At 37.6% G+C, this 24,260-nt stretch carries 9 protein-coding genes; 1 reads left to right on the top strand and 8 read right to left on the bottom strand.

Going from position 1 to position 24,260, the window contains the following annotated elements; all coding sequences use genetic code 11:
• Window positions 1-4: 4 nt before the first annotated feature.
• Window positions 5-931, bottom strand: a complete 927-nt coding sequence (gene pfkB, locus AB5359_RS05950; protein WP_048687219.1) for a 1-phosphofructokinase — start codon at window positions 929-931, stop codon at window positions 5-7.
• 124 nt (window positions 932-1,055) lie between these two features.
• Between pfkB and AB5359_RS05945 the strand changes: the two genes are divergently transcribed.
• Window positions 1,056-1,814, top strand: a complete 759-nt coding sequence (locus AB5359_RS05945; RefSeq protein ID WP_077410098.1) for a MurR/RpiR family transcriptional regulator — start codon at window positions 1,056-1,058, stop codon at window positions 1,812-1,814.
• Window positions 1,815-1,907: 93 nt separating this feature from the next.
• On the opposite strand, the gene AB5359_RS05940 is transcribed toward AB5359_RS05945, so the two are convergent.
• The 7 genes from AB5359_RS05940 to AB5359_RS05910 form a co-directional block, all read right to left on the bottom strand.
• Window positions 1,908-4,823 (bottom strand): LPXTG cell wall anchor domain-containing protein, encoded by a 2,916-nt coding sequence (locus tag AB5359_RS05940; RefSeq protein ID WP_048687222.1) that lies wholly within the window; start codon window positions 4,821-4,823, stop codon window positions 1,908-1,910.
• A 165-nt stretch (window positions 4,824-4,988) separates the two neighbouring features.
• Window positions 4,989-5,984 (bottom strand): tagatose 1,6-diphosphate aldolase, encoded by a 996-nt coding sequence (locus tag AB5359_RS05935; protein ID WP_048687224.1) that lies wholly within the window; start codon window positions 5,982-5,984, stop codon window positions 4,989-4,991.
• Between the two features lie 118 nt (window positions 5,985-6,102).
• Window positions 6,103-7,320: an MFS transporter gene (locus AB5359_RS05930; protein WP_020806622.1), complete on the bottom strand. Its 1,218-nt coding sequence runs from the start codon at window positions 7,318-7,320 to the stop codon at window positions 6,103-6,105.
• Between the two features lie 111 nt (window positions 7,321-7,431).
• Window positions 7,432-18,222: an MBG domain-containing protein gene (locus AB5359_RS05925; RefSeq protein ID WP_180374216.1), complete on the bottom strand. Its 10,791-nt coding sequence runs from the start codon at window positions 18,220-18,222 to the stop codon at window positions 7,432-7,434.
• A complete protein-coding gene (locus tag AB5359_RS05920; RefSeq protein WP_368279829.1) occupies window positions 18,155-22,078 on the bottom strand; it encodes a YSIRK-type signal peptide-containing protein in 3,924 nt (1,307 codons plus the stop codon). The genes AB5359_RS05925 and AB5359_RS05920 overlap by 68 nt, the downstream gene beginning before the upstream one ends.
• A gap of 349 nt (window positions 22,079-22,427) precedes the next feature.
• Complete coding sequence (locus AB5359_RS05915; RefSeq protein ID WP_048685728.1) at window positions 22,428-23,624, bottom strand: DUF438 domain-containing protein; 1,197 nt, start codon at window positions 23,622-23,624, stop codon at window positions 22,428-22,430.
• Window positions 23,621-24,214: an iron-sulfur cluster assembly protein gene (locus tag AB5359_RS05910; RefSeq protein WP_003649600.1), complete on the bottom strand. Its 594-nt coding sequence runs from the start codon at window positions 24,212-24,214 to the stop codon at window positions 23,621-23,623. The genes AB5359_RS05915 and AB5359_RS05910 overlap by 4 nt, the downstream gene beginning before the upstream one ends.
• Window positions 24,215-24,260 lie beyond the last annotated feature (46 nt).

The following is a 24,260-nucleotide window of genomic DNA, read 5'->3' as shown; positions in this document are numbered from 1 at the left end:
CCTACTACTTAATTTCACTTACTTGAATTTCGTTTAAATATTTTTCTAATTTAAAATCTGTTAACCCAGATCGGCTAGCTGTATCGCTACCCGCTGCTATTGCAGATTTTAAAGCTGCAGTATCACTTTTTTCTTTTTCTTTTTCTCCAATAAAGGTTCCAAGCATTGTATCACCAGCACCAGCCGTATTAAGTGCTTGAATTTTCGGTGCATTGCCAAAGTAGGCATGATCTTTATTAATTAAGGCTGCTCCATTCTCGCCAAGTGAAACCAAGACATTCTGACAGCCAGCGCTAATTAACTTACGAGCTAACTCAATGATCTTTTCCTGATCTAATTTTTCATTTAGATCAAAGAAACTAGCTAGCTCTTGATCGTTTGGTTTTAATAAATACGGCTGATACTGCAGCGTATCTAACACAACTTTAGAACTAGAATCAATTACTAGTTTGACATCCTTTTCTGCTGTAATCTTCGCAATTTCAACCAAGTATTCTGCTTTAATTCCTCTTGAAAAACTACCTGAAATAATTAAAGTATCGTCTGCTTTCAAGGTGTCTTTTAAGTACTTCAAGAACTTATCTTGAACCTCTGGACCAACTTCTGGACCAGGATTTACTTCTTTATATTCCACATTCTGATCTAAAACTCGAGTAAAGACGTTAATCCTAGTTGGTTCTTTCACCTTAAGAAACTTAGTCTTGATGCCTTTTTCTTCTAAACCTGCTGTAATGTAATCAAGAGTAAAACCGCCTCCAATTCCGGTCGCCATATTTTTTATACCCATTTTTTTCAAAATAAACGATACATTTACACCCTTACCATTAGGTTGAAGCTCAAAATTTTCAGTTCGATTAACAGTATTTGCTTCTAATTTTTTAGTAATGATTACCAAATCGATCGCTGGATTAAGTGTTATTGTATAAATCATGAGTTTTCTCCCTTTTCTTACCGCTTACATTATTAGTATACTTAGATAAGAACGTAAGGATTTTCTGAATTGAAAGCGTTTTATGAAATAAGTGGTAAAGTTTTACAGAAGGGGAAGTACTAATATGCAAAATAATGATCTTAGCAATGCGGAACTACATTTATGGGAAATAGTTCAAAATAATCCGCAAAAAATTGCAAAAATGTCGATTGTCAAACTGAGCCAGTTTGCCCATGTTTCAACAGCCACAATTGTTAGAACAATGCAAAAAATGGGCTACAGTGGCTACACTTCCTATCGGGAATCTTTGAAGTTACAGGATCGTTCTAACAGCAATTTTGACGTCTTAAATGAGGCCGACGATAAAATTAAGAGCGTAATCACTAAAAATGAAATTGAGATGAACAATACTCTCCATAATCTTAGCTACAGTAATATTGAAGATAGTATCTCCATGACTAAACAAGCCAAAGTAGTTTATATCTTTGCGCGAGGCTTATCTGAATCGATTGGTCAAGAAATAATGGTCAAACTTCAACTAACTGGTAAATATGTCGAATTTCATGCTGATCCTAACATTATCAAAACAGCTTCTAAGCGAATTAAACAAGATGCTCTGGTTATTTTTATTAGCCTAAACGGTAATACGCCCGAACTAGTTGATGCAGCTAAAAGCTTATCTCACCACGATGTTCCTATTATTACCTTTACTACTAATCCCAACGGCCAACTCGCTTCGCTTTCGACATTAACTTTTATGGGATACATGTCTAAAACCAACTACTTCCCCGACTATGAAGTACGTTCTAGACTACCTTTACAGATTATGACTCGGATCTTTTCAGATGCTTATTCAGTTAGAACAGGTTTTGCTAGGCAATAATTATTGTTAACACTTGATTTTAAAGATAGAAAAAAGAGTTGATAAACCATTTGTTTATCAACTCTTTCTGTATAAATGTTTAAATTTTATAAATTAGTTATTCTTTTTCTTACGGCTCATGCCCATTGCACTAGCAATACCAACTGAAGCAACTGTTAAGCCTGAGATTGCTGCAATAATTTCATTCTTAGCACCAGTCTGTGGCAAGTGTTTAGTAGTTGCTTGACCACCAATAGAAACAACATGTGCTTTATCAGCTTTAACCCAGCGATTTGCTTCAACCTTGTAGTAAGTTGTGCCATTCACGGTCTTTTCACCATAGACTTTAACTGCAGTATTAGAACCAGCTAAAACGACAGAAGCAGTTGAGCTATCAGCATTATCAACAATCTTTACAGAAGATGATGATTTTGCTTCTTCCTTAGTCTTATTTGACTTAGCTTTAGATTTAATATCTGATTTTACATTATCTGCAGAACTTTGTTCTTTCCTTGAATCTGATTCGTTATCACCTGGCACACCAAGCTCTGGCTTGTTGGCTGGTTTTTCAGAATTTGAAATTTCTGAACCTGGCTTAGTTACTGGCTTGACAGGTTTTTGATTATTAATTTCAGTTTTTGAATCGGACTTACTAGTATTGTCGTTGGCTTTTTTATTCAATTCAGCTAATTTAGCTTTTGCGGCAGCCAATTTACTTTGTTCATTAGCTAAATCTGACTCAGCCTTCTCCAAATCTTTTTCTGCACTTGCAACTTGAGAATCTGACTTACCCTTGGCTTCTCCTAAAGAAGATAAAATTAATTCTTGTGCTTTTACATCTTTATCAGCTGTTAATACATCATTGTTTGCGGTAGTTAACGCTGCTTGAGCTGCTGCTAAGTTAGCCTTAGCATTTTCTAAGCTACTTAATGTTTGCTTCAACGATTCTAGACTTGCTTGTGCAGCCTTAAGATCCTTGTTCTTGGCATTAACATTACCTTGTGCATTATCAACAGTTGTTTGAGCTGACTTCACAGCAGCAGTAGCTCCAGCTAAAACATTTTGTGCTTGAGTTAAAGCATCAGAAGCCTTGGCTTGAGCAGCTTTTGCATCATCTAATGCTTTTGCCTTTGCGCCAACTTTAGCTTGTACAGCTGCTAAATTCTTGTTTGCTTGATCTAGTTGCTGTTGTTCAAATTCAAGGTTTTCTTTGCCCTTTTTAAGAGCAGCTTCAGTATCAGCAATTGCCTTGTTGATTTTAGTAGAGCCATTGTTTAAGTCTGCTAAGTTAGCTTGTAAGCTCTTAACGTTGTTTTGTGCTGCTTGAACGGCATTTTGTGCAGCAGTTAAGTTTTGGCTTGCGGTTTCTACATTGGCTTTGAGAGTGTTGATTTGATCTTCTTGTTTAACGTTTTGCAAGTATGAATGAACTAAATTTTTGTAACTATTGAAGTCCATACCGTTAATTGGGTCAAATTCAATTTCATCCATGCTATCTGCATTATCCATGAATGGTTCAATCTCATATTCATTTCCAGCTAATCCAACATAGTTGGCATCCGGCTTAATCATAGAAGTATAGTGACCAATATTTACTGGCTTGTTACTCCAGAAATCAACGTTTCTTACCCAATCATCTTCAGTTAAAGGATGACTGCTTTCAAAACTATAAGCAGCTGCATCTGGATGATCTTTAATATAGTTATCGATATCTTCTTTTTCACTCATCCAGTTATCAATTGGATTAACATCCCCAGCTGATATATCTTCTTCATCTTCATAAAATGGACCATACTTAGCAGTTAATAAAATAGGGTGATTAAATTCATCAGAGTAATGTTGAAAATCAGAACTAAGCATTGCAATTGCAACAGCAGTCAATGAAATTGATGGATGACTCAAACCATACTTATCACGGTATGTCATCCAGTGCTCATAATAACCTAGAGCTTTTTCTATATTACTTAATGAAGTAGAATCTTGTTCTTGACCCAATTCAACAGCTTGTTTAACCCATTTTACAGTAATATCTTGGTAAGCATTTGGTTGGCCAGTAATAATGTTATATGCAGTACGTGCATCTTCTCTTAAGCTATCAGAATTATCTTTATTATCTGCAATTGACTTAAAGAAGCCAGCTGCACCACTTGCTTGATCTTTAGCAACTTGATCTTGTAAATCTTTTAAAGCCTTTTTAGCATCAGCCAATGCTTGTTGCTTAGCATTAACATTATTTTGTGCATCTGTTACAGATTTATTTGCAGCCACAATATTATTATTAACAGCTGCAATCTTTTGATTGTTTTCAGCTAAAGCAGATTTATTTGTAGTTAAAATAGATTCATTGTTAGCATTCGTCTTTTTAATATTATTTAAAGCGTTTTGAACTTTTTCAACGTTTTGTTTAGCTTCATCTAAACCGCTGTTCTTAACATCATTTTCTGCCTTAGCAACATTATTATCAGCTACTTGTTTAGCTGATTGCTCAGCATTAACTACATTTTGTGCATCAGCTTGTTTTTGCTTAGCAGTTGCTAATTGAGCTTGTGCTTTATTCAAATCTACATTTGCATCACTAACATTTTGCTTAGCATTTTTAATTGCATCTTGTTGAGCGGCAATACTCTTTTGTGCTTTTTGAATATTTTCTGGAGTAGCTTTCTTTGAAATTTCAGTGACACTATTTAATTTATCTTGTGCTTGTTTTGCGATAGCTTGCTTAGCAGAAAGATTCTTTTGACTGTCATTTACTTTAGCTTGTTGAGCAGAGTAAGCATTATCCGGTGCTTTAGCTTTTGCTTGAGCATCAGTTAATGCACTCTTCTTGCTATCAACAGCTGCTTGAGCATTATTAACTGAATTCTGTGCTTCATTAACAGCTGCTTGAGCATTTTCTTGATCTGATTTTGCTACAGTAACAGTATCGTTTTCATTAGTTGATGCAGCTTGAACTTTACCATTATTGGTGCTTGCCAAAATAGTAGCAGTTAATGCTGCCACAGCTAAACTTGTGTATTTTAATCCTTTCATTTTTTCTCCTCCAATTAACATTACTCTTTTATTCTAATAACTTATAAATGGCTTTTCAAGTGCATAAACATTGGCATTTTACATATAAAAATCAAGCTAAATTTTCCACAAAAAAACAAGGCTAAATTTCTAGCCTTGTTTTTCATTAGTTACTAAACTAATCTATTAATCTTCAACTTCGAGCTTATCTTTCCATGACTTAGCACCCTTAAGTGCATCGTTCAAGTTCTCGATATTCTTCTTACCTTCAGTTGATAACCATTCTCTACCTTGCTTTTCACCTTCGGCAGCAAATGGCTTAATTGCTGGCTTCCAAGTTGCACGTCCACAAAGAACACCGTTGAAGTCTGCATCAGCTTCTTCAGCCATCTTAATTTCAGCGATAAATTCTTCACTTGTTACACCAGCTGATAAGAAGATGTATGGTAAATCAGTTAAGTCTGATTGTTTCTTCAACATCTTCTTTGCTTCTTCTTGAGTATAAACAACATTGTTGTCGCCATTGAAACCTTCTACATACTTAACATTGAATGGAATTTCAACCTTAAGAACAGTAACGTCATATTGAGGTTTTGAAAATTCTTCAATTGTCTTAAATACTTTTTCAGGCTTTACTTTAGCATATTCCTCGCTCTTAACGTCATCCATCTTGCCATCATAAGTTAATAATTCAAGGAAAAATGGAAGACCGTTTGCTTTAGTTTCAGCTCCTACTCTTTCAACGAAAGCCTTCTTCTTATCATTAATTTCATCACTTTCGTCTGGATCGTAGTAAAGCAAGAATTTAACTGCATCGGCACCATCATTTTTAATTCTTAAAGCTGATTGGTCGGCAATTAAATCACACATTCTACCTGGTTCAGTGGTGTCATAACCTGTCTTTTCATAAGATAGTAATAAACCACAATTCTTATCCCTTACCTTAGTTGCAGGAAGACCATATTCTGGATCCGTTAAAATTGCGGAAGCATATGGTGTTAATTCTTTAGAAACAGCTTCTTTAAAATCTACGATTGTTGTTTCATCGGCAGGTTTATTTGCTGCTTCAGCTAACATTCTCTTTAATGATCCTCTTTGGTCAATTGCTAATGCGCTGATTACTCCAGTTTCATTAGATAAATTGTCCATATGTTTTGCAACTTCAGGTGAAATTTTTCTCATTGTGTATCTCCTTTTACTTAACCGCACATCTATATTATAAGATGGCGCTTTCACAAATAGAAGAGATCGCTTACATTCTGTAAAGGTTTTCATCTAAAGAGAAAAATCATGTAAAAGTTTACCTAAATATTTTCAACTTATCTTTCAATTGTGCGTGGAGCGGCACAATAATTGCCAACATCATAAAGATTCCAGCTGCAGCTACAATAAAGAAATTGATATAGCCGAACTTATCAATCACTAGTCCTCCAAATAAAGGACCAAAGGCTCTACCAATCGCAGACGTTGAAATTGTTAATCCTTGGTATTTTCCTTTACTTTCAACTGGAGATAAATCATTTACATAGGCTGGCATTGCGGGCATCGCAGTGGATTCACCTAAAGTCAAAGTAACCATTGAGAATACAAAATGTGCATAATCTTTTGCGAAAATTAAAGTTACAAAAGAGATAGCAAACATTGTAACTCCGAACACAACTTGATGGAATAAATTCTTAAAAGTATTAGGAAAACGACTTAAAAAAGCCTGTACAATCACAATAATGCTGGCATTAATTGTCCAAAGTAAACTATATAAGTGAAATGGAATGCCCAAAGAAACCATATAAACTGAAAGATTAGACTCCCAGTTCATGTACATTAGCCAGATCACAGCCAAAGTAGTAAAAAAGCCAATAGTTAATTTTAGATTAGCACTAGGCATTGGGGTTATCTTATTTTTACTATTAGTATTTTGCTGAGCTTTTCTTTCCAAATGGAACTTAATAATTGGACGATAATTAATAATTGAGTTTATACATACAATTACGAAAAGACTAGCCGCAATAATGAATAAAATCGTAACAGAGTAATCATAAATATAACCTACGATTAAAGTACCAAGTACCACACCTAGATTTTGTGCAAAATAGATCGTATTGAAAACATACCTGCCAGGCTTAGACTTAATGCTAGTTGCAATTGAATTAATTAAAGCCCCATTCCAGCCACCAAGTAGCCCAGTCAAAGTCATCCAAACCCAATAAATCGGCCAAGTGTGATTAGCAGCCATTCCAAACAAAACTAAGGCATCTAAACCTGCTCCTGCAATAATTAAATAATAGGGATTGAAATGATCATACGCCCAACCTGCAACAAAGGAGCCAAGCATATTAGCTAAACAGTTAAAGAGCAGTACAATTCCAATCATCGCCAAAGATACGTGTAATCTCTTATTTAAATAAACCGAAGTCAATGGCCAGATAAAACTAGCTCCAATCCAGGTAAATAACTCACCTAATAGAAGCCAATGAAGCTTAATCTCATCATCTGGTTGAATATTCTGTTTGCCGTGCATTTTTTCACCCTTTTCTCTAAAACTCTTACATTCAGTCTAGCAATTAATGAGCTATTTTGCACGAGAGTTAAAAAAAAGAGGCAAATTGCCTCTTTCAAAACCTATTCAGTTTTATTTATCATCATCCTTTTTCTTCCGTCCACCAAGTAAACCAAAGATACTAATACCAGCAAGAAGTGATCCAATTGCAGCAATTAAACTATTGTCATGAAGACCAGTTTGCGGCAATTCATGTTTTCTTCTTGAACCAACTGATAATAGTTCACCCTTTTCACTGTAGATAGCTCCATTTTCTTTAACTTTGCTACTTGCTGGATATACATGACCAGTATGGTCTACTAAACGACCATCTGCACGTTTCTTATATCCATATTCGTGAATGAGTTTATCTTGAGTCTTTTGTTCATGCTTAGGAACAGTTTCTTTTTGCGGTTTATTTGGTTTGTTATCTGGAATTGTTGGATGAGTTTGTTGATCTTTAGTGTACGTTACTGTGAAGACTAAGTCTTCTGAGTTAGGAGTTACAGTTTGAGCTGCAACTTTAGCTGGAGAAGCCGTGTATCCAGAAACTTTTGGAGAAGGAACTTCATTAAAGCTTTCTTTATCTTTATTCCAGTTATTCCAAGTAATCTCACCAGTTACAAGATTCTTTACACCAGTTCTAGTGAAGTTAACTTTCATTTCCTTATCGGCAACGATTTGTTTGCCATTAGCAGTGTGATAATGGATAGTTTCAGTAACAGTCTTAGATTGTTGTACTTTTTCAGTCTTAGCTTCAACGACAATTGTAGTTAAACCACCATTTTCACCAATCTTGATTGAAGTTGGAATAGTATTAGCAGCTTGCCAGTTGTTAGGTAATTTTGGTGTAAATGTTGTATCTAAGCCGTACTTACCTGAAACAATTTGGGTACTAATTTCTTTACCATTCTGATCAACATAGCGAATTACTTGGCTTTCTGAAGCAGGAGCGTAAGTAATTTCAACTTGGCTATTAGCAGTATGTGAATTAACTACTTTAGCAGGTACTTCAGCTACGCTTGGAACATAGTGAGTAATGACATGAGGAGTGTAACTATCCCATTGGGCTGCATGATTAGAAGCATTTGAATTTTGAAGTTTCCAATCGCTGTAAGTAACTCTACCTGTTACTTCATCAAACGTTGCCGTTCTAGTGAAGTTTACAGTTTGAGTGACCTTAGTAGTCTTACCGCTTGGGTCAGTTACAACAATCGTACGAGTTGGTGTAGCTGTTAAACTTTCCATCTTCTCGTAATTCTTGCTTGGATCACCAGGTACTGGACCTGTTGGGATATCCTTTTCTGGTGTGTCTGGAGTTACGATAACTGTTCCATGCTCTACTTTTACAGTTACTGTTGGAATACCATTTTCGCTAATTGTTATTGTCTTAGGAATATCTTGACCTGGTACAATCTTCCAACCCGATGGAACTTGTGGAGTTACGTTGACTGTTTCGCCAGCCTTGCCAGATATTGTGGTTTGACCGACTTCCTTACCATCGCCATCAACATAAGAGATCTTACCTGTTTGGTTGTTTGCAGTGTAAGAAATGCTTACTGTTTCATCTGCAGTTTTGGCAGTCACTGGTTTTGCACTAACACTTGAAGTTGCAGTGTAACCTGCCACTTCTGGTGCTGTGTATTCTGACCATTCTGTTGGTTCAGAACTTGCCCAGTTACTGTAAGTTATCTCGCCTGTTACTTCATCAAACGTTGCTGTTCTAGTGAAGTTTACAGTTTGAGTGACCTTAGTAGTCTTACCGCTTGGGTCAGTTACAACAATTGTTCGAGTTGGTGAAGCTGTTAAGCTTTCCATCTTCTCGTAATTCTTGCTTGGATCACCAGGTACTGGACCTGTTGGAATATCCTTTTCAGGGGTTTTCGGAGTAACGATCGTTGTACTGTGCTCTACTCTAACAGTTACTGTTGGAATACCAGTAGCTGTTGCTGTAACACTCTTAGGAATATCTTGGCCTGCTACAATTATCCAGCCTGTTGGTGCTTCTGGAGTTACTGCAACGCTTTGATCAGTCTTGCCTGTTAATGCAGTTTGACCAACTTCATTGCCTTGACTATCAACGTAAGAAATCTTACCCGTTTGGTTATTTGCAGTGTAAGAAATGCTTACTGTTTCATTCTTAGTTTCAGCGCTAACAGCTTGTGATTTTACCATTTGAGTTGCGGTGTAGCCTGCCACTTCTGGTGCTGTGTATTCTGACCATTCTGCTGGTTCAGAACTTGTCCAGTCACTGTAAGTTATCTCGCCTGTTACTTCATCAAACGTTGCCGTTCTAGTAAAGTTTACAGTTTGAGTGACTTTAGTAGTCCTACCGCTTGGATCAGTTACAACAATCGTACGAGTTGGTGAAGCAGTTAAACTTTCCATCTTCTCGTAGTTCTTGCTTGGATCGCCCGGTACTGGACCTGTTGGAGTATCTTTTTCTGGTGTTTCTGGAGTAACAGTAATTGTGCTATGCGTTACTTTCACAACTACTGTTGGCACTCCAGTTGGAGTAGCGACTACTGTTTCAGGAATATCTTGACCTGAAACAATTTGCCAGCCTGTTGGAGCTTCTGGTGTTATCTTGACAGTTTCGCCAGTCTTACCACTAATTGTGGTTTGACCAACTTCTTTACCATCACTATCAACGTAAGAAATCTTACCTGTTTGATTATTTGCAGTGTAAGTAACAGTAATTTGACTATTCTTATCATTACCAGTTACTTTCACTTGCTCAACCTTAGCAGGAGCTGCTGTGTATCCAGCAAAGGCAAATGGAGTAAAGCCAGCGAAGATATCTTTACCATCTACTGCAGTCCATGAACCTTCACTATTTACAACAATCTTACCAGTAACTAAGTCATACTTAGCAGTTCTAGTAAACTCAACAGTTTGAGCTTTTTGAGTTTCTGGAATTTGAGCTAATTGGGCTGTACTTAATCCTTCGTAGTTGATTGTCCGAGTAACGTCCTTAACTAAGCCATTTTCTCTTAACCAATTCTTATTAGTTGGATGTGGATTAGTACTTGGATCAGTTGGATTAAGCTCATTCAACTTATGAACTAACTTGATATACAAGTTTTGATTCAATGTCTTACCAAAAGTATAACTAGTTGGTAATTCTTGATCTGGAGCTAATTCGTAATTGTCAGGAACAACTAATTTAAGATCATTGATAGTTGAATTAGCAACACCTGTCTTAGTAATTGTCTTACCGACTTGCTTATTACCATCTTGTGTATCTTCAAACTCAATACTTAAAGTTGCATCCAAGGTAAATCTAGCGTCTGAAGAAATATTCAGCTTGTAGTTTGGATTTGTTTTTTCAAGAGCAGCGATACTTTCTGGAGTTAATTTAATTACATAAACGCCAGATTCAGATGGAACTCCAGTTGCAAACTCATAAGTCATCCCTGTTGGAACTGTAATACCTGCTGGAGCGTGAACCGTGAAGTTTGCATTATCAATTGAGGTTGATGTGCTTTCCTGACTACCAGAAATTGTTACATTTTCTTCAGCTGGACTAATTACGTAAGTAAATTGTCCACTTTCAGAAATTGCGTAGTTAGGATTGTCAGCTTGTAATTTCTTCAATCCATTTGCGGTCAAAGAAATGTAGTAAGTACCAGCATTAGTTGGTGCTGATATTGCCTTACCATTTGCGTCTACCCATTCGTAGTCGTCATTAGTCAAGTTAGCGGCATTCAAGTTCTCACCATTTACTAGGCCACTAGTGGTGAACACGCCAAAGTTTTCAGCTTGAGTATTGATTACTGCTGGCTGACCATCGTAAGTCTTGCCATCTGTACCAGTACCATTATTACCAAGGATTACATTAAGAGCTTTTTGCTTAATTGTGTAAACAGCAGCACCTAAAAGATCTTGTGCGTCTAAAGTTACATTTCCTTGGCCAGCATATTGGTTGATTGCGTTTTGCAAGTTTGTAATACCATCTGCACTTAACTTAATAGTGTAAGTACCAGCATTAGTTGGTGCTGATATTTCTTGACCATCCTTGTTCTCCCAAATGTAATCTCCAGCTTGCAAAGCATAAGTACTTTGAGCACTTGATCCTGGGAAAGCAAAGTTAACAATAATATCACCGTTTGTACTATTCACTTCAGCAGTAGTTGCAGCTTGACCATCATAAGTCTTAGAAGATGAGCCACTAAGAGTTGCAGTACCGTTTACAACGTTGATCGTGTAAGTAAATTCGCCATCAACTGAAGTAAAGTTGTAATTTGAATTATCAACTTTTACTTGTGCAATTGCATCCTTAGTCAAGCGTAAGTAGTAAGTGCCAGCGTTTACTGGATTACCAGTCATTGCAACGTAGTTACCGTCAGCATCTTTACTGTACCAAGCATAACTATTAGCAGTTAAACCATTAAGATTAAGCTCTTGGTCAGTAACTAAACCTGTTGCCTTCCACTTGATATTGTTCATTACATCCGAAACAGAAGTAGTTTGAGCATTGTAGTCACGATCAGCTGAACCACTAATTTTTGCAGTGGCAGGAGCTGGATTAATTGTGTAGTTAATCAAACCAGCTACAGAGCTAAATTGATAGTTTGAATTTGCATTTTGCAATTCAGCAAGCGTACTTGCATTTAAGCGTGCCTGGTAAGTTCCAACATCAACCGGTGCACTTTCAAGCTTATTACCAGTTTCATCATACCAAGTGAAGTCGCTAGCGCTAATACCCGGATTTACTAATGGATTATTAGCAACGATTCCATTTGCAGTAATAGTTATTCCATTAACATCAAGATCCGCTGCTTGAGCATCATAAGTCTTACTTTGATCAGGTGCAGAAATTGTTACGTCAGTGAGTGTTTGTGGATTAATTTTAAAGCTTGCTTGACCACTTAGTTTATCTGCTGAAACAGTCACATTAGACTGATCATTGTCACCTAAACCAGCTTGCTGGTTCAGAGCAGCTTGTAAGTGAACTAAGATAGCCTGCTTGTTCAACTTAATAGTGTAAGTACCAGTATTTGTCGGTGCAGAAATTATTTGACCATCCTCAGTCTCCCAAATGTAGTCACCGTCTTGCAAAGTGTAAGTACTTTGAACATTAGAGCCTGGGTAAGTAAGGTGAACTAAAATCTGCCCATTGCTATTAACTTCAGCAGTTGTTACAGCAGTTCCATCAAAAGTCTTTTGGTTAGAGCCACTAAGTTCTGCACTAGCTGTGGCTGCTTTTACTACATAATCAGCATTAGTATTAAATGCCCACTTGTAGTTAGCACCCTGATTACCAGTTAATGCTTTTAGCTTTTCTTGGCCAATTTCTGATAGTTTTACTTGATAAGTACCGACATTAGTTGCATCACCAATAATTTGTAAATCATTAGCTGTCAAAGTTAGAGTCTGTGCTTTACCATCAGCGGAGTAAACCGTAGCAGAGTAAGTTACGTTGTACTTATCTAAGTTAAGACCACTTGATAAGGTTGGTACGGCATTATAAGTTTTGCCGTCACTACCATTAAGAGTAACAGTAACTTCACCTTGTTTAACCGTGAATGTTCCCTTCGCAGTTACATCAGCAGCGGTTTGTGGGTATGAGTAATTAGTGCCGAGCTTTTCTTCAATGTTAGCCAAACCTTGTGCAGACAATTCTACTTGGTATTCACCAACATTACCTGGGGTTTGGTTAAATACTAGATCACCATCAACTGTGTGATAACTTAGAGCAGCCCCATTTTCAGTGGTAATTGTTAATACATAGCCAGATGGGTTTACTTTAATTGCATTGAGCCAATCTTGCGTACCATAAGTTACACTTGATTGACCTGAAACAGCAATAGTTACTGGCATTTGTTCAACAAAGAAGTTAGCCTTAGCATCCGCAGCTTGCGTCCAATCATAGTTGCTTGAACCCGTTAAATCTTTAAGCTTTTGCAAACCTTGTGCTGATAACTTAACTTGATAAGTACCCACATTAGTAGGTACAGTAACAAACTCAAGATCACCAGCAGCTAAAGTTACGTTTGTATAAATTCGTTCTGCATTATTATCAACAGTTTCATTGTGAACAGGTGCGGTGATAGAAATACTGTAATCACCAACATTAATGTTAGTCGATTCACCATATTTCACATGTTGAGCCCCAGTAATTTTTACCGTTGTATTAGCTGGCGTAATAACATATGAAGCTGGTGTATGACTTGGTTCAACAAACTCTTCATTATCCTGTTCATCAACACCGTTTTCCCCAATGTTACCCGAGAAGTCATAGTCTGGGAATAATTGGCGTAACTTATCAGTTAGCTGCTTAGAAATTTTTACGCGGTAAGTGCCGACATTAGTTGGAACACCACCATCCGGATAGCCTTCAACATATAAGTCACCAACTGTCCAGGTAAGTCCAGTATCATTATCATTATTTAAAAGCTTATTGTCTTTCCAAGTTAAGTTTGGAACTGGTAAATCAGTAGAAAGCCAATTAGTAAAGGCTAATTGATACTTACTTGGACTAAATGGCATTGCTGTTCCATAAACAGTCGTTTGATTACCAGTTAAGGTTAATTCAGCTTTATGTTCATAAATGAAGTACTCACCGCTCTTAGCTGACTGACTAATCTTATAATTAGCAGCACCTGATAATTGCTTAATTCTTTTAATAGCGTCAGCAGTCAATTGAACCTTGTAAGGATTACCTTTTACAGGTTGACCATCGGCACCAATCCCGGCATTAGCATGGATAGCATGTTTGCCGTTGGCATCAACTACTTCAAGATCAGATGGAGTTAAAGTAAATTTACCTAAATCAGTTGGCTCAGTAGTTGAATTGCCCCAAACTAATTTAATATCGCCATTGTTGATTTGCTCTTGCGTAATTTCAGCATTCTTGTCATTAAAGACTTTAGAAGCACTACCTGAAACACCAATTGTTAATTCAGCTGGAGTTACTACATATGGGATTTCCCCAGAAATTGTGCTCTTACCATTTTCTTCAAAAGTGTAATTAGGGTTAGCATCCGCAAAGGCCTTTTCACCTTGAGTATTCAGCTTCAAGTAATAAGTACCAGCATTAGTTGGTGCAGATGAAAGTTTATTGCCTTGACCATCATACCAAGTAAAGTCACTAGCTGTGAAAGTAGGAACTGTTAAGTTTTCAACGTTATGGAAGCCAAAGTTGTTAGCTGTTTCAGTCTTAGTTGGATCAAAGCTGACTGGATTGCCATTATAGATAGTATTTTCTCTACCATATAGCTGAACATTAGCGGCAACTGCCTGCTTAATCTCAAAGCTTGCAGAACCTCCGTCGTCAGCTGTTGTCGTAAGGACCACGTTACCAGCACCCACAACCTGATCAATCTGACTTTGGATCTTATTGATACCAGCCTGTGTCAACTTAATCGTGTAATTACCAACGTTTACTGGCGATTGGTTATCACTCGTTGACCAAGTATAGTCACCATCTTCTAAAGTGAAGCTCTTTGGCAAGTTGGCAATTCCAGTACCGTTAATAGCTACCTTAATTGTTGAACCCTCAGTATACAAGTCAGCAGTAGTTACATGTGAGCCATTGTAAATCATTGAGTTATTACCACTAAGATCAGCGGTAACTTTAGCCTGGTCAATCGTGTAAGATCCTTTACCTGCAGAAGCAGTAGCAGCCCACTCAACATTATCGCTATTAATTGCCTTAATGTGGTTCCAGCCTGACTGTGATAAGCGAACTTGATACGTTCCGACTTTAACAGGGGCTTGGCTTGTCCAATTGCCGTCAACATTAAATTCAATATCGCCAGCAACCAGCTTGTAAGTTGGATTATTTGGTTCATTCAATTTAATTGAGTATTGGCCTAGGTAATCATCAGTACTTACTGGAGTACCAGTGTAAGTGTATGAAGGATCACCACTAAAGACTGCACTGGCCTTTGCCTTATTAATAACTAGCGTACCGGTTGTGTCGGCAAGACTCAGGCTATAGTTATCACCAACAGCATTCTGAATCTTAGCTAATCCAGCAGCAGTCAACTTCACTTGGTAGCTACCGACATTTTCGGCTGGACCGTTAACGATCGCAAAGTCACCTGAATCAAGAGTTACATCGGCTAAGCTTGCAACAGCGCCGGTAGTATTACCGCTAGTTTGAGTGATTGAAACCTTCACACTGTTAGTGTCGTCAGCATCGTAGACCACATTAATCGGTGAACCATTGTAGGTTTCGGTTTGGGTACCAGAAACGCTAACCGTATTAGCAGATGGTGTAATTTCAAAGCTTGCGCTACCGCTAATTGCATTATCTGCGAACTTAACGTTACTTTCATCACCTTGCCCAGTGCCAGCTAAGGACTTGATGTAGTTTTCAACATTAGTCTTACCAGCATCTGTCAGAGTAACCGTATACTCACCAGCATCGGTAGCATTACCAGAAATCGTGTAGTCGCCTGACTTTAAAGTGTAAGTTTGACCGTTTACTCCTGGGAAGTTAAGCGTCACCTTAATGGAACCATTACTGTTAAGCTCGTTAAGGCTAATTGCACTGCCGTTGTATACCTTGCTATTTGAACCAGTCAATTCACCACTTGCATTAGCTTGTGTAATTGTGTAAACACCCAAACCAGTGTTAGTTAACTTAAAGTTAGGGTTCTGTGCTTGCAACTTAGCAAAAGCAGTATCGCTTAACTTGATGTAGTAAGTACCAACGTTCTTTGGATTAGAAGTTAACGCTGTACCACTTGCATCAACCCATTGATAGTCGCTACCAGTGATTCCTGTAGTATCTAAGTCCACATTTTGACCGCCAAGATTTGCAGTAATGTGCAACTTCGAAGCATCAATCTGGTTAGTAGTTTTAGCGTTATAAACTTTCGTGTAATTACCATCAGTAATATTAGAAAGTTCTGCTGAACTTTCTAATGGTGTGATTGTGTAATTTGCACTACCACTGATTGAATCACTAGCAAATTTAACGTTACTTACATCATTTTGACCGCTGCCAACAGCTTGCTTGATTATTCCTTCAATTGCATCTGAATTCAGAACAATTGTATAAGGTTGACTATCTGCATTAACTGGAGCTTGACCATTTGGTGTATTCCAAGTAAAGTCGCCCGCGTTTAACTTAACCGTAGTTGAGTAATCTGCGTTGCCATCTTTTGGATAATGCAAGGTCAAAGTAATGTGGTTATTATCATTACTTACGTTTAAATCATCAACGCTAACAGCATTGCCGTTGTATGGACGAGTTCCACTGCCAGACAAAGTAGCTGACGCATTAGCTTGATTAATAGTGAATGTTCCGTTGCCAGCATTAGTTAAAGTAAAGTTTGAATTGTTTTTTTGCAGTTTTGCTAAACCAGCATTATTCAATATAACTTGGTAAATACCAACGTTTACTGGAGCAGCGCCTTCAACCCAATCAAAGTCATTACTTGTTAACCCAGTTGCATCTAAGACAACGCTTTGACCATTCACAATAGCTGTAAATTGGAACTTCGCAGGATCAATTGCGTTTGGAGCTGCACCATTGTAGGTCATATCATAATTGCCAGTTTGGGCATTAGCCATTGTGGCCGCACTATCAAGCTTATTGATCGTATAAGTTGCATTGCTGGTAATTGTTGATTTCCCATCACTAGTCCAAACAATACTGTTATTGCCGAACTGGTTCTTAATGCCAGTTTCACCTTGTGTGGTTAAACGAACTTGATACTTGCCAGCATTAATTGGCATGTTAGTTGACCAAGTTGTACCGTCAGTTGAAAATTCAACGTCCCCATTTTGCAAAGTATAAGTACCTGAACTTGCAGTTGGTCCGGTAATGGTTACTTTCAAGCCATCATTAAGTTCACTATTAGTAATTGCTTGACCATTATAAGTGCTTTCGCCATTACCGGTTAAGGTTGCCGTAGCTACAGCACCCCAAGTGATGTTAATAGTCGTATTTTGTGTAGTACCAGTTACTGTTTCAGCTCGAATTTGACCATTTACCAATGTAAGTGGAGTCGTAACACCATTTACTGTTTGAGTAGCTGACATAGTGTAGCCTTCATGAGTTGGAACATTTTGTGCAGACCAGTTGCCAGTTGACCAATCACTATAAACAACGCCATTATCGTTATTATTTAAATACGAATTTCTACTAATAGTTGCAGTTTGCGTTACAGTTTGCGTAGCTTTTTCAGGTTCAGTTATATTGATCGTTCTAGTTACAGTCTTGCTAAGTTCCGAATTTGGCACATAGTACACTGTAAAATCATTGCGATATGCCCAGTAATAATCAGTGTTAGTGCCGTTAGTAAAGCTGGTAGAAGTCGGTTGTCTTTTCCACTCAGTATTGTAATTACCATCTTGAGCATGAGTAACTGTAGTATAGCCTTGTTTATTAGGCGCATTAAACCTCCAAGAACCAGTTTGCGGATGACCTTCACTACCTAAGTTAGCCCAATCGTTCCCTGAAACCACTTCAAATCCTGGAGTATTCTTATTTCCAGCATTAGTAGCCCAAGTCCAATTACCATAAGAAATCTTATTAGTTTGAGGATCTAAACTGCCAGTTCTTTGATAAATAAGGTTAATTTGTTCATCTGGAAATACATCCTGACCAGTTAAACTACCAGCATCAGCATACTTCATATGAGCAGTTACCGTTCTCTTTTGTTGTTCAACTGGAATATACAAAACAGTATGAACTGGACGTGCTTCATAAATTGGAGCGTTCTCAGTATATGCTAAGGATTCCTTACCTTCGTCGGATGTCCCTGCCTTATTCCAAGTTGGGTAAACAAATTGATTTGCTGGTTGACCCGATTGATCAGTAACCGTTGCAGCGGTGTAACCATCCAATGTCGGCACATCAGCTACAACTGCTCCCCCAGCTTTGTGGAAGGCTAGTCCAAGTACCTGATTCAACATGGTAACCATTCTGCCCTTGCTTGGTATCCCAAAGCCATGGAGTGTAGGTAACTTTCTTAGTAACCAGATCCTTTGACTTAGTTCTTGAGTAGTACACATCAAGGACAGCAGAAGTAAATGCAGACCCGTCTGGCGTATAAGTACCATCGGCATTAACTTTAGCCTTAATATAGTTCACAGTCGGCTTACGAGTTTGTTGTTCTTGTGTTTCCTGGATCTTGTGCTTAAGATTAATGGTCATCGTTGCACCGGTTAAAGCCTTAAGAACGGAGAAAGTATTCTCCCACTGATAGTTTGGAGTAGTCCAATCAGCTTTTGGATCAGTAAGTGGTACTCCATAACTTCCAAGTAGCTGTACCCCATCTGGCACTCCAGAAGTTGAGACAGAATAGTAGTCTCCTGCATTAGCACCTGCTGGGAATGTCAATTTCGTGTTAATGCTTGGATAATAGCCACCAGTTCCTGCTGCAGCACTGCCTGACACTTCTACCGTCCCAAGATTAGTATTTGAATCTTCATCATGGAAAGTAATGTAGAAGTGCATCTTTTGGTGAATTGGCACTTGAACAACAGGTGTAGTTTGACTAAAAGCAGCCAAAGTATACTGACTTGGAATTGACGCACCGTTTCCTAGTTCATAGCCGTCTGGCATTGCCATATGGAATTTAAGATTTGTTTCAACTCCAGGAACAAATTCTTGTGAGTAAGTTTCACCAACAACATTGTTATCATTATATTCATCCACAAACTCAAAATTAACTTTTTGAGCAATATTTACCTTCGCATTTACTTCATAGTAGTAAATGCCATCAGCGTCTACTTTGGCACCAATCGTGCCTTCAGGTACAGATACGCGAACTGTTGCGGTTTGAACGCCACTAACTAAACTACCATCACTATTGGTTTCAAGACCAGACAAACTGTAAGTTGGTGTGTAACTGGTCGTCTTCGTATCATAAACTGTTTGCTCACCCGGCGTCTTTTGACCACTATAAGTGGTATAGTCAATTGCTTGACCATTAGCTTGGGTTAAAATTGCTCCCTGGTTATTGCCGTTAGCAATGCTGCCAGTAGTTCCATCATACTTCTCGCCATTGGTGAAGAAGTTTTGTCCATCAACTGCGGTGGTCTTCGGAATAACCGTTACATAAACCTTAATTTGTTGATCCAAATTGCTAGCTGGATAATGGATCGTAATTACACCCTCATTAGTCGAGTTGGTGTTAGGTGAAGTAGTCCAAGATGCAGTATGTTCTTCCCAAGTGCTTGGCAAGTTCAAGACACTATCAACTGAAGGAACATCACTGCCAACTAATACCTTGATGCTGCGGCTATCGTTAATAGCAACCGCACAGTTTGCAACGTCAGTAGTGACTGGCTTACCATCCGGTCCAGGATAAGTAGCTGTAATTTTAACATTATTATATGAACCCGATTTACCCCAAGTTGGTTCCGAATTATCGACGAATTGATAAGTCGTACCATCTGGGAAAACATTTTTATTAGTTACTAAGTCGGCGGCTGTTAGAGTAGTTCCGTAGTCGACAGTTTCACTCTTTGCGATCACATTAGCTTTAGAGATAACTGTAATGTCTTTAACCGTGTACGACGAACCACTTGGAAGAGTAATTGTTACATCCCCGGTCTTGCTTTCACCGGCTTTATCGAAGGTTAATTTGGTACTGCCGTCATTACCGGCCCAAGTGAGGTTAGTACCTTCTGGCCATTTCGTGTTATTTTCCAGAATTGAGTTAGGCGTCATATTGACTATCCAAGTCCCCTGGACTTTCTTTACCTCTGCACCCGTACTTGGGTTTTTTACCAATTTTTCGAGTGCCTCACTATCAAAAGTAACTGGGCCGTCGGTTAAGTTTTGAACGTAGGGATCATCTCTAGCTTTGAGCGTTGGTGCTAAAGAAATCCCATTAGTTGAAACCTTATCCCATGTTGTAGCAGTAGGTGCAGCATAATTAGCAACTGTCATATTGTTAGTCTTTTGATACCACTTATTTAGCTCATCATTAAAGTCAGCACTTGCTGTATTAAAAATGTTATTTGAAAAAATCAACGGTTGACCAGCGCTATTTTTCTGGTCAAAACTAGCATTGAAGTTAATGTTGTATTTGCCGCTTCTTGCACCACCAACAACAAAGTTATTACGATTTTCAATATACTCAAGCTTAGAAGCATAAACCTTAGTGCCATCAGCTAACGTTACCCCAACTTTATCATTCATGTAGCCGGCAGCAAGCAAATCCTTAATTGCTTGCGCATTTTCTGGTCGACCAGTCATATAAGTTTTGTTTGTGGCATTATAGATATACATATCCTCAGCATGTGGAGCAGATACATAATTTACGTCTACTTCCTGCTGGGTAGCATTAGACAACTTGTTAAAAGTTATTGCGAAGTGGTTGGTCTTAGTATTGACTAAATCCGTTGGAGCGGTCCAATTGCTTGCCGAGACTTTGATACCTAATGCATAAGCCAAAGCATAATCTTGGTAGAAATATTGTCCCCATAAGCCATTCACACCACCTCGGACAGGATCAAAAGCAACTTCTGGTGTTGTCGGTGTTGCAGATGTTGACCTCGGCATTGTTGCTAGCTGAGCATTAATTACAGGATTACCATTATCATCAGTTGGAATATCATCCCGTAATTTAAGCCCTTGAACTACGTAAGGAACCTTAACAACATAAAGACCACCGATAACTTTAGGAGCATCGGGATCACCAGCAAAAGTATTGTTATCCGTAACTTGAACATTGGCCCAGTGGATACCTAAACTACTTGTATCCAGTGTCCCTAATATCTTGTAAGAAAAGGCAGTCGGATCATATACGTATGTATTGTTAAGAATTGTAGAAAAATCATTGCCATTAGCATCGGCGGTATTAAAGTCTGGGGTATCGTTTACCCTATTCACATAGTAGAAGGTACTTGGTTGAAGCTGTGATCGTGCTTCAACGTAAGATTCAATATCAATAGTTGTGCTTGTACCATCTTTATACGTTACTCTGATAGTTCCAGATATCGTATTACCATCAATGGCATCTTGTTGCGTTGCAGTTGGAACATTGCCATCCCAAGAAAAAGTAGCCCCGCTTTGAGTTAAAGCATCCGCATTGGAAATAAATTTTGAAGCTAAATTCGTTAAATCACTTCCAGCAACTACATAAGCAGGTGAGTCGCTATCCATCCTGTAAGGCTCTGGTGCAATATGTTCAGTTGAATCAGCGTGTGGGATAACAGGTTTAATATTCGATTTTTCTTGAGTAGCAGAATTACTATTACTTTGATTAGCTTTAGTAGAAACGGAAGTTTCGCTAGTTAAGACAGGTGTATATTTTGAAGTTGAGGTTGATCTATTTTTTTCAACAGTATTTTGAGCAGAATTATCCTTAGAACTTGCTGTGTCAGAGCTATCTTTTGAAGAAGTTGCCGCTTGAGTATCAGTAGCTTTAACAATATTAGTAGTTGTTTGACTTTGCGCTTGCTTAGATTTACTTACTTGAGTAGCAGTTTCAGCAGATGCACTATTTGTCTGATCTTCTGACTTGTTACTCTTAATTTCAGCAGCAATTGGAATTGGGGCATGCTTTTCAGCGGTTGCCAAAAAAGATGCCTCTACTTTTGAGTCATCTTTTTTATCAGTATTATTATCAGAACTATTATTAGTAGTATTAGATGATACACTAGTCGTTGTAGTGTCCGCCGCATTAACATTCGTACTTGCGTGAACTGTCTGACCTTCATTAAAAGTTAGAAATAAAGTTGAAAGTAAAACAGAACAAACACCAACGCTCAATTTTCTAATACTAAAACGTTGTTTAGAATCAAAGTCTTTTTTATTGAATAACATTTTAGCCTGTCCCTTCAATTTTAAATTGGTAATAGTTATAAGATTTCTATAGTTATTTTAACGCGTTAAAAATAATTCTTATAGGATTTTTGATTAATTTATTATAACAACTCAATTTACTACTTTATCAGTATTAACTCTAGAGATTGCTATTCTTATTATACTAGAATTTTATCAATTATTACATTATTACGAATTTCCAATACATATACTTTACAGGTTAAATAAAAGTTATGATTGACATTCGCGTAAATTAATGGAAAACAAAATTAAGTTTTATAGATTACATTTTTAACATAACACACAATAGATTCCAAACAAAAATAGCTCGCAAAATACGAGCTATTTTTTATCTTTTTTCTTCTGTCCAGCTTCTAATTTCTGTTACATCCTGTGCAACCTCTAAGCATCCCAAATACTTTCCATCTTTTCGAACGGCTAAATATTGCAAATATAAATATCGCCCCATATGCCGCGGCTCAAACCAAAATTCATACTTATCTTTCTTTCCTTGATGGAAATCATCAAAAATTTTCTTAACTCGTGGCACACTCTCAGGAAGATGACAAGAATATACACTATTGCCAATCGCATTTTTAGAATGCGGAAAAATACTTACTCCCCCACCAAAATATGCAACCTTGTCATGTTCATCGACAAACGTTATCGCAAATGGCAATAAGTCTAAGATTGCTGACAGCTGTTCTAAATTTAAGCTACCTTCTGCAAAGTTCAAGGCTAAACTGCTTAACTTATCTAAAGAGATCGGCCCTGCAGCTTTTGGCTTTATCTTTGGCTTCCAGTTCATCGGCTTTTGAATTAAAGTATAGCCAATCTGCTCTTCTTCATTCTTAACATTGCCCCAGTCTTCTTCACTAGCAACTTCATCAAGCATTGGAAGCATAATTTTTTCTTCTTTGAAAATCATCTCAAGAACTTCATGAGCAGCACTTTTTATTACACTAGCAACTTCACTTGGATCCACATTTTTTTGATTAACAAGCATATTAGCTTGACCAATTAATTTTCTAATTTTATCGTCAACACCCCACATAACTTTAGGTGGAGCAGTAATACCATACTTAGTCATAAGTGGAAACATAGAAGTTTCTTTACGGGCATAGTGATAGTGAATTTTTGCCAGATCTTTTAACTCTTGCTTCAACTTAGGTAGAGCATCAGAAGATCCAGCTTCCCACTTAGCCAAATCAGGAAGCAAGGCATCATTAATTAAAGATTTAATTACAATATTTTCTAGTTTAAAAGTATGAACAGGATGGCCAGGCGTTTCGAATTCTGGACTTTCTTTATTTTCTTTAATATTGCCTTTAAAAACATCCGCATGAACATTACACAGGTATTGAATCTTTCTTGGATCAAGTCCTTGCGCAATTAATTCTCTTTCAGCTGCTGTAATCTCAGCCACATCAACCTGATCAAAAGCAGCTTGAAACATTTTTTTTGCTTCTTCTAATTCTCCACCATTTTGAATAAAATTTAAAATTTTCAAAATTGCCTCTTGGCGTTGTTTATCTAATTCTTTCATTTATCAATCACCTTGTAGCCTTTATTTTCAAAAGCCTGCTTTATCTTATTCAGATCAATTTTCATTGCCTGTGCTCCAAGCGGAATGGTCATCACACGTCCGACTGTTGATAATAAGCCCGGAATTTTAATTCTAGTAAAACCACAATCATACATAATTTGAACGAAATCCGGATATTCTTCAGCTAGTTTCTTAATCGGCACTGAAAAGTCAACGATTTTTTGCTTTTCTTCGGTGTCTTCAATTTCTTCTTCTTGATCAAGAGCTTGTTCATTATCAAGCATCCCTAATTGCTGCTTAGCAGCTGTCGTCATTCTTTCTGGACTCCAAACCGGGTACCAAACTAATTTCACATCACAAGTCTTAATCTCAGGAACCGTCAAAACTGCCTTTTCAATTGCATTTTGTAAATATGTCGACAAGGGACAGCCAACAATAGTTAAAGTCATCTTAATCGTGGCATGATCTCCTTCAATATCAATTCCATAAATCAAGCCTAGATTAACCACATCAACTAGTAGTTCAGGATCTTCTACTTTTTGAAGAGCTGTCATAATTTTATCGACTAATTTCAAATTCTTTTCTTGCATCTTTTTCACCTAAAAAAATAAGAGAAACTTTATCGTTTCCCTTATT

The organism is Lactobacillus sp. RTP31084st1_F9_RTP31084_210423, assembly GCF_040919545.1.
In the GTDB taxonomy this organism is placed as follows: Bacteria; Bacillota; Bacilli; order Lactobacillales; family Lactobacillaceae; genus Lactobacillus; species Lactobacillus paragasseri.
This window is presented reverse-complemented; position numbering and strand designations above follow the sequence as displayed.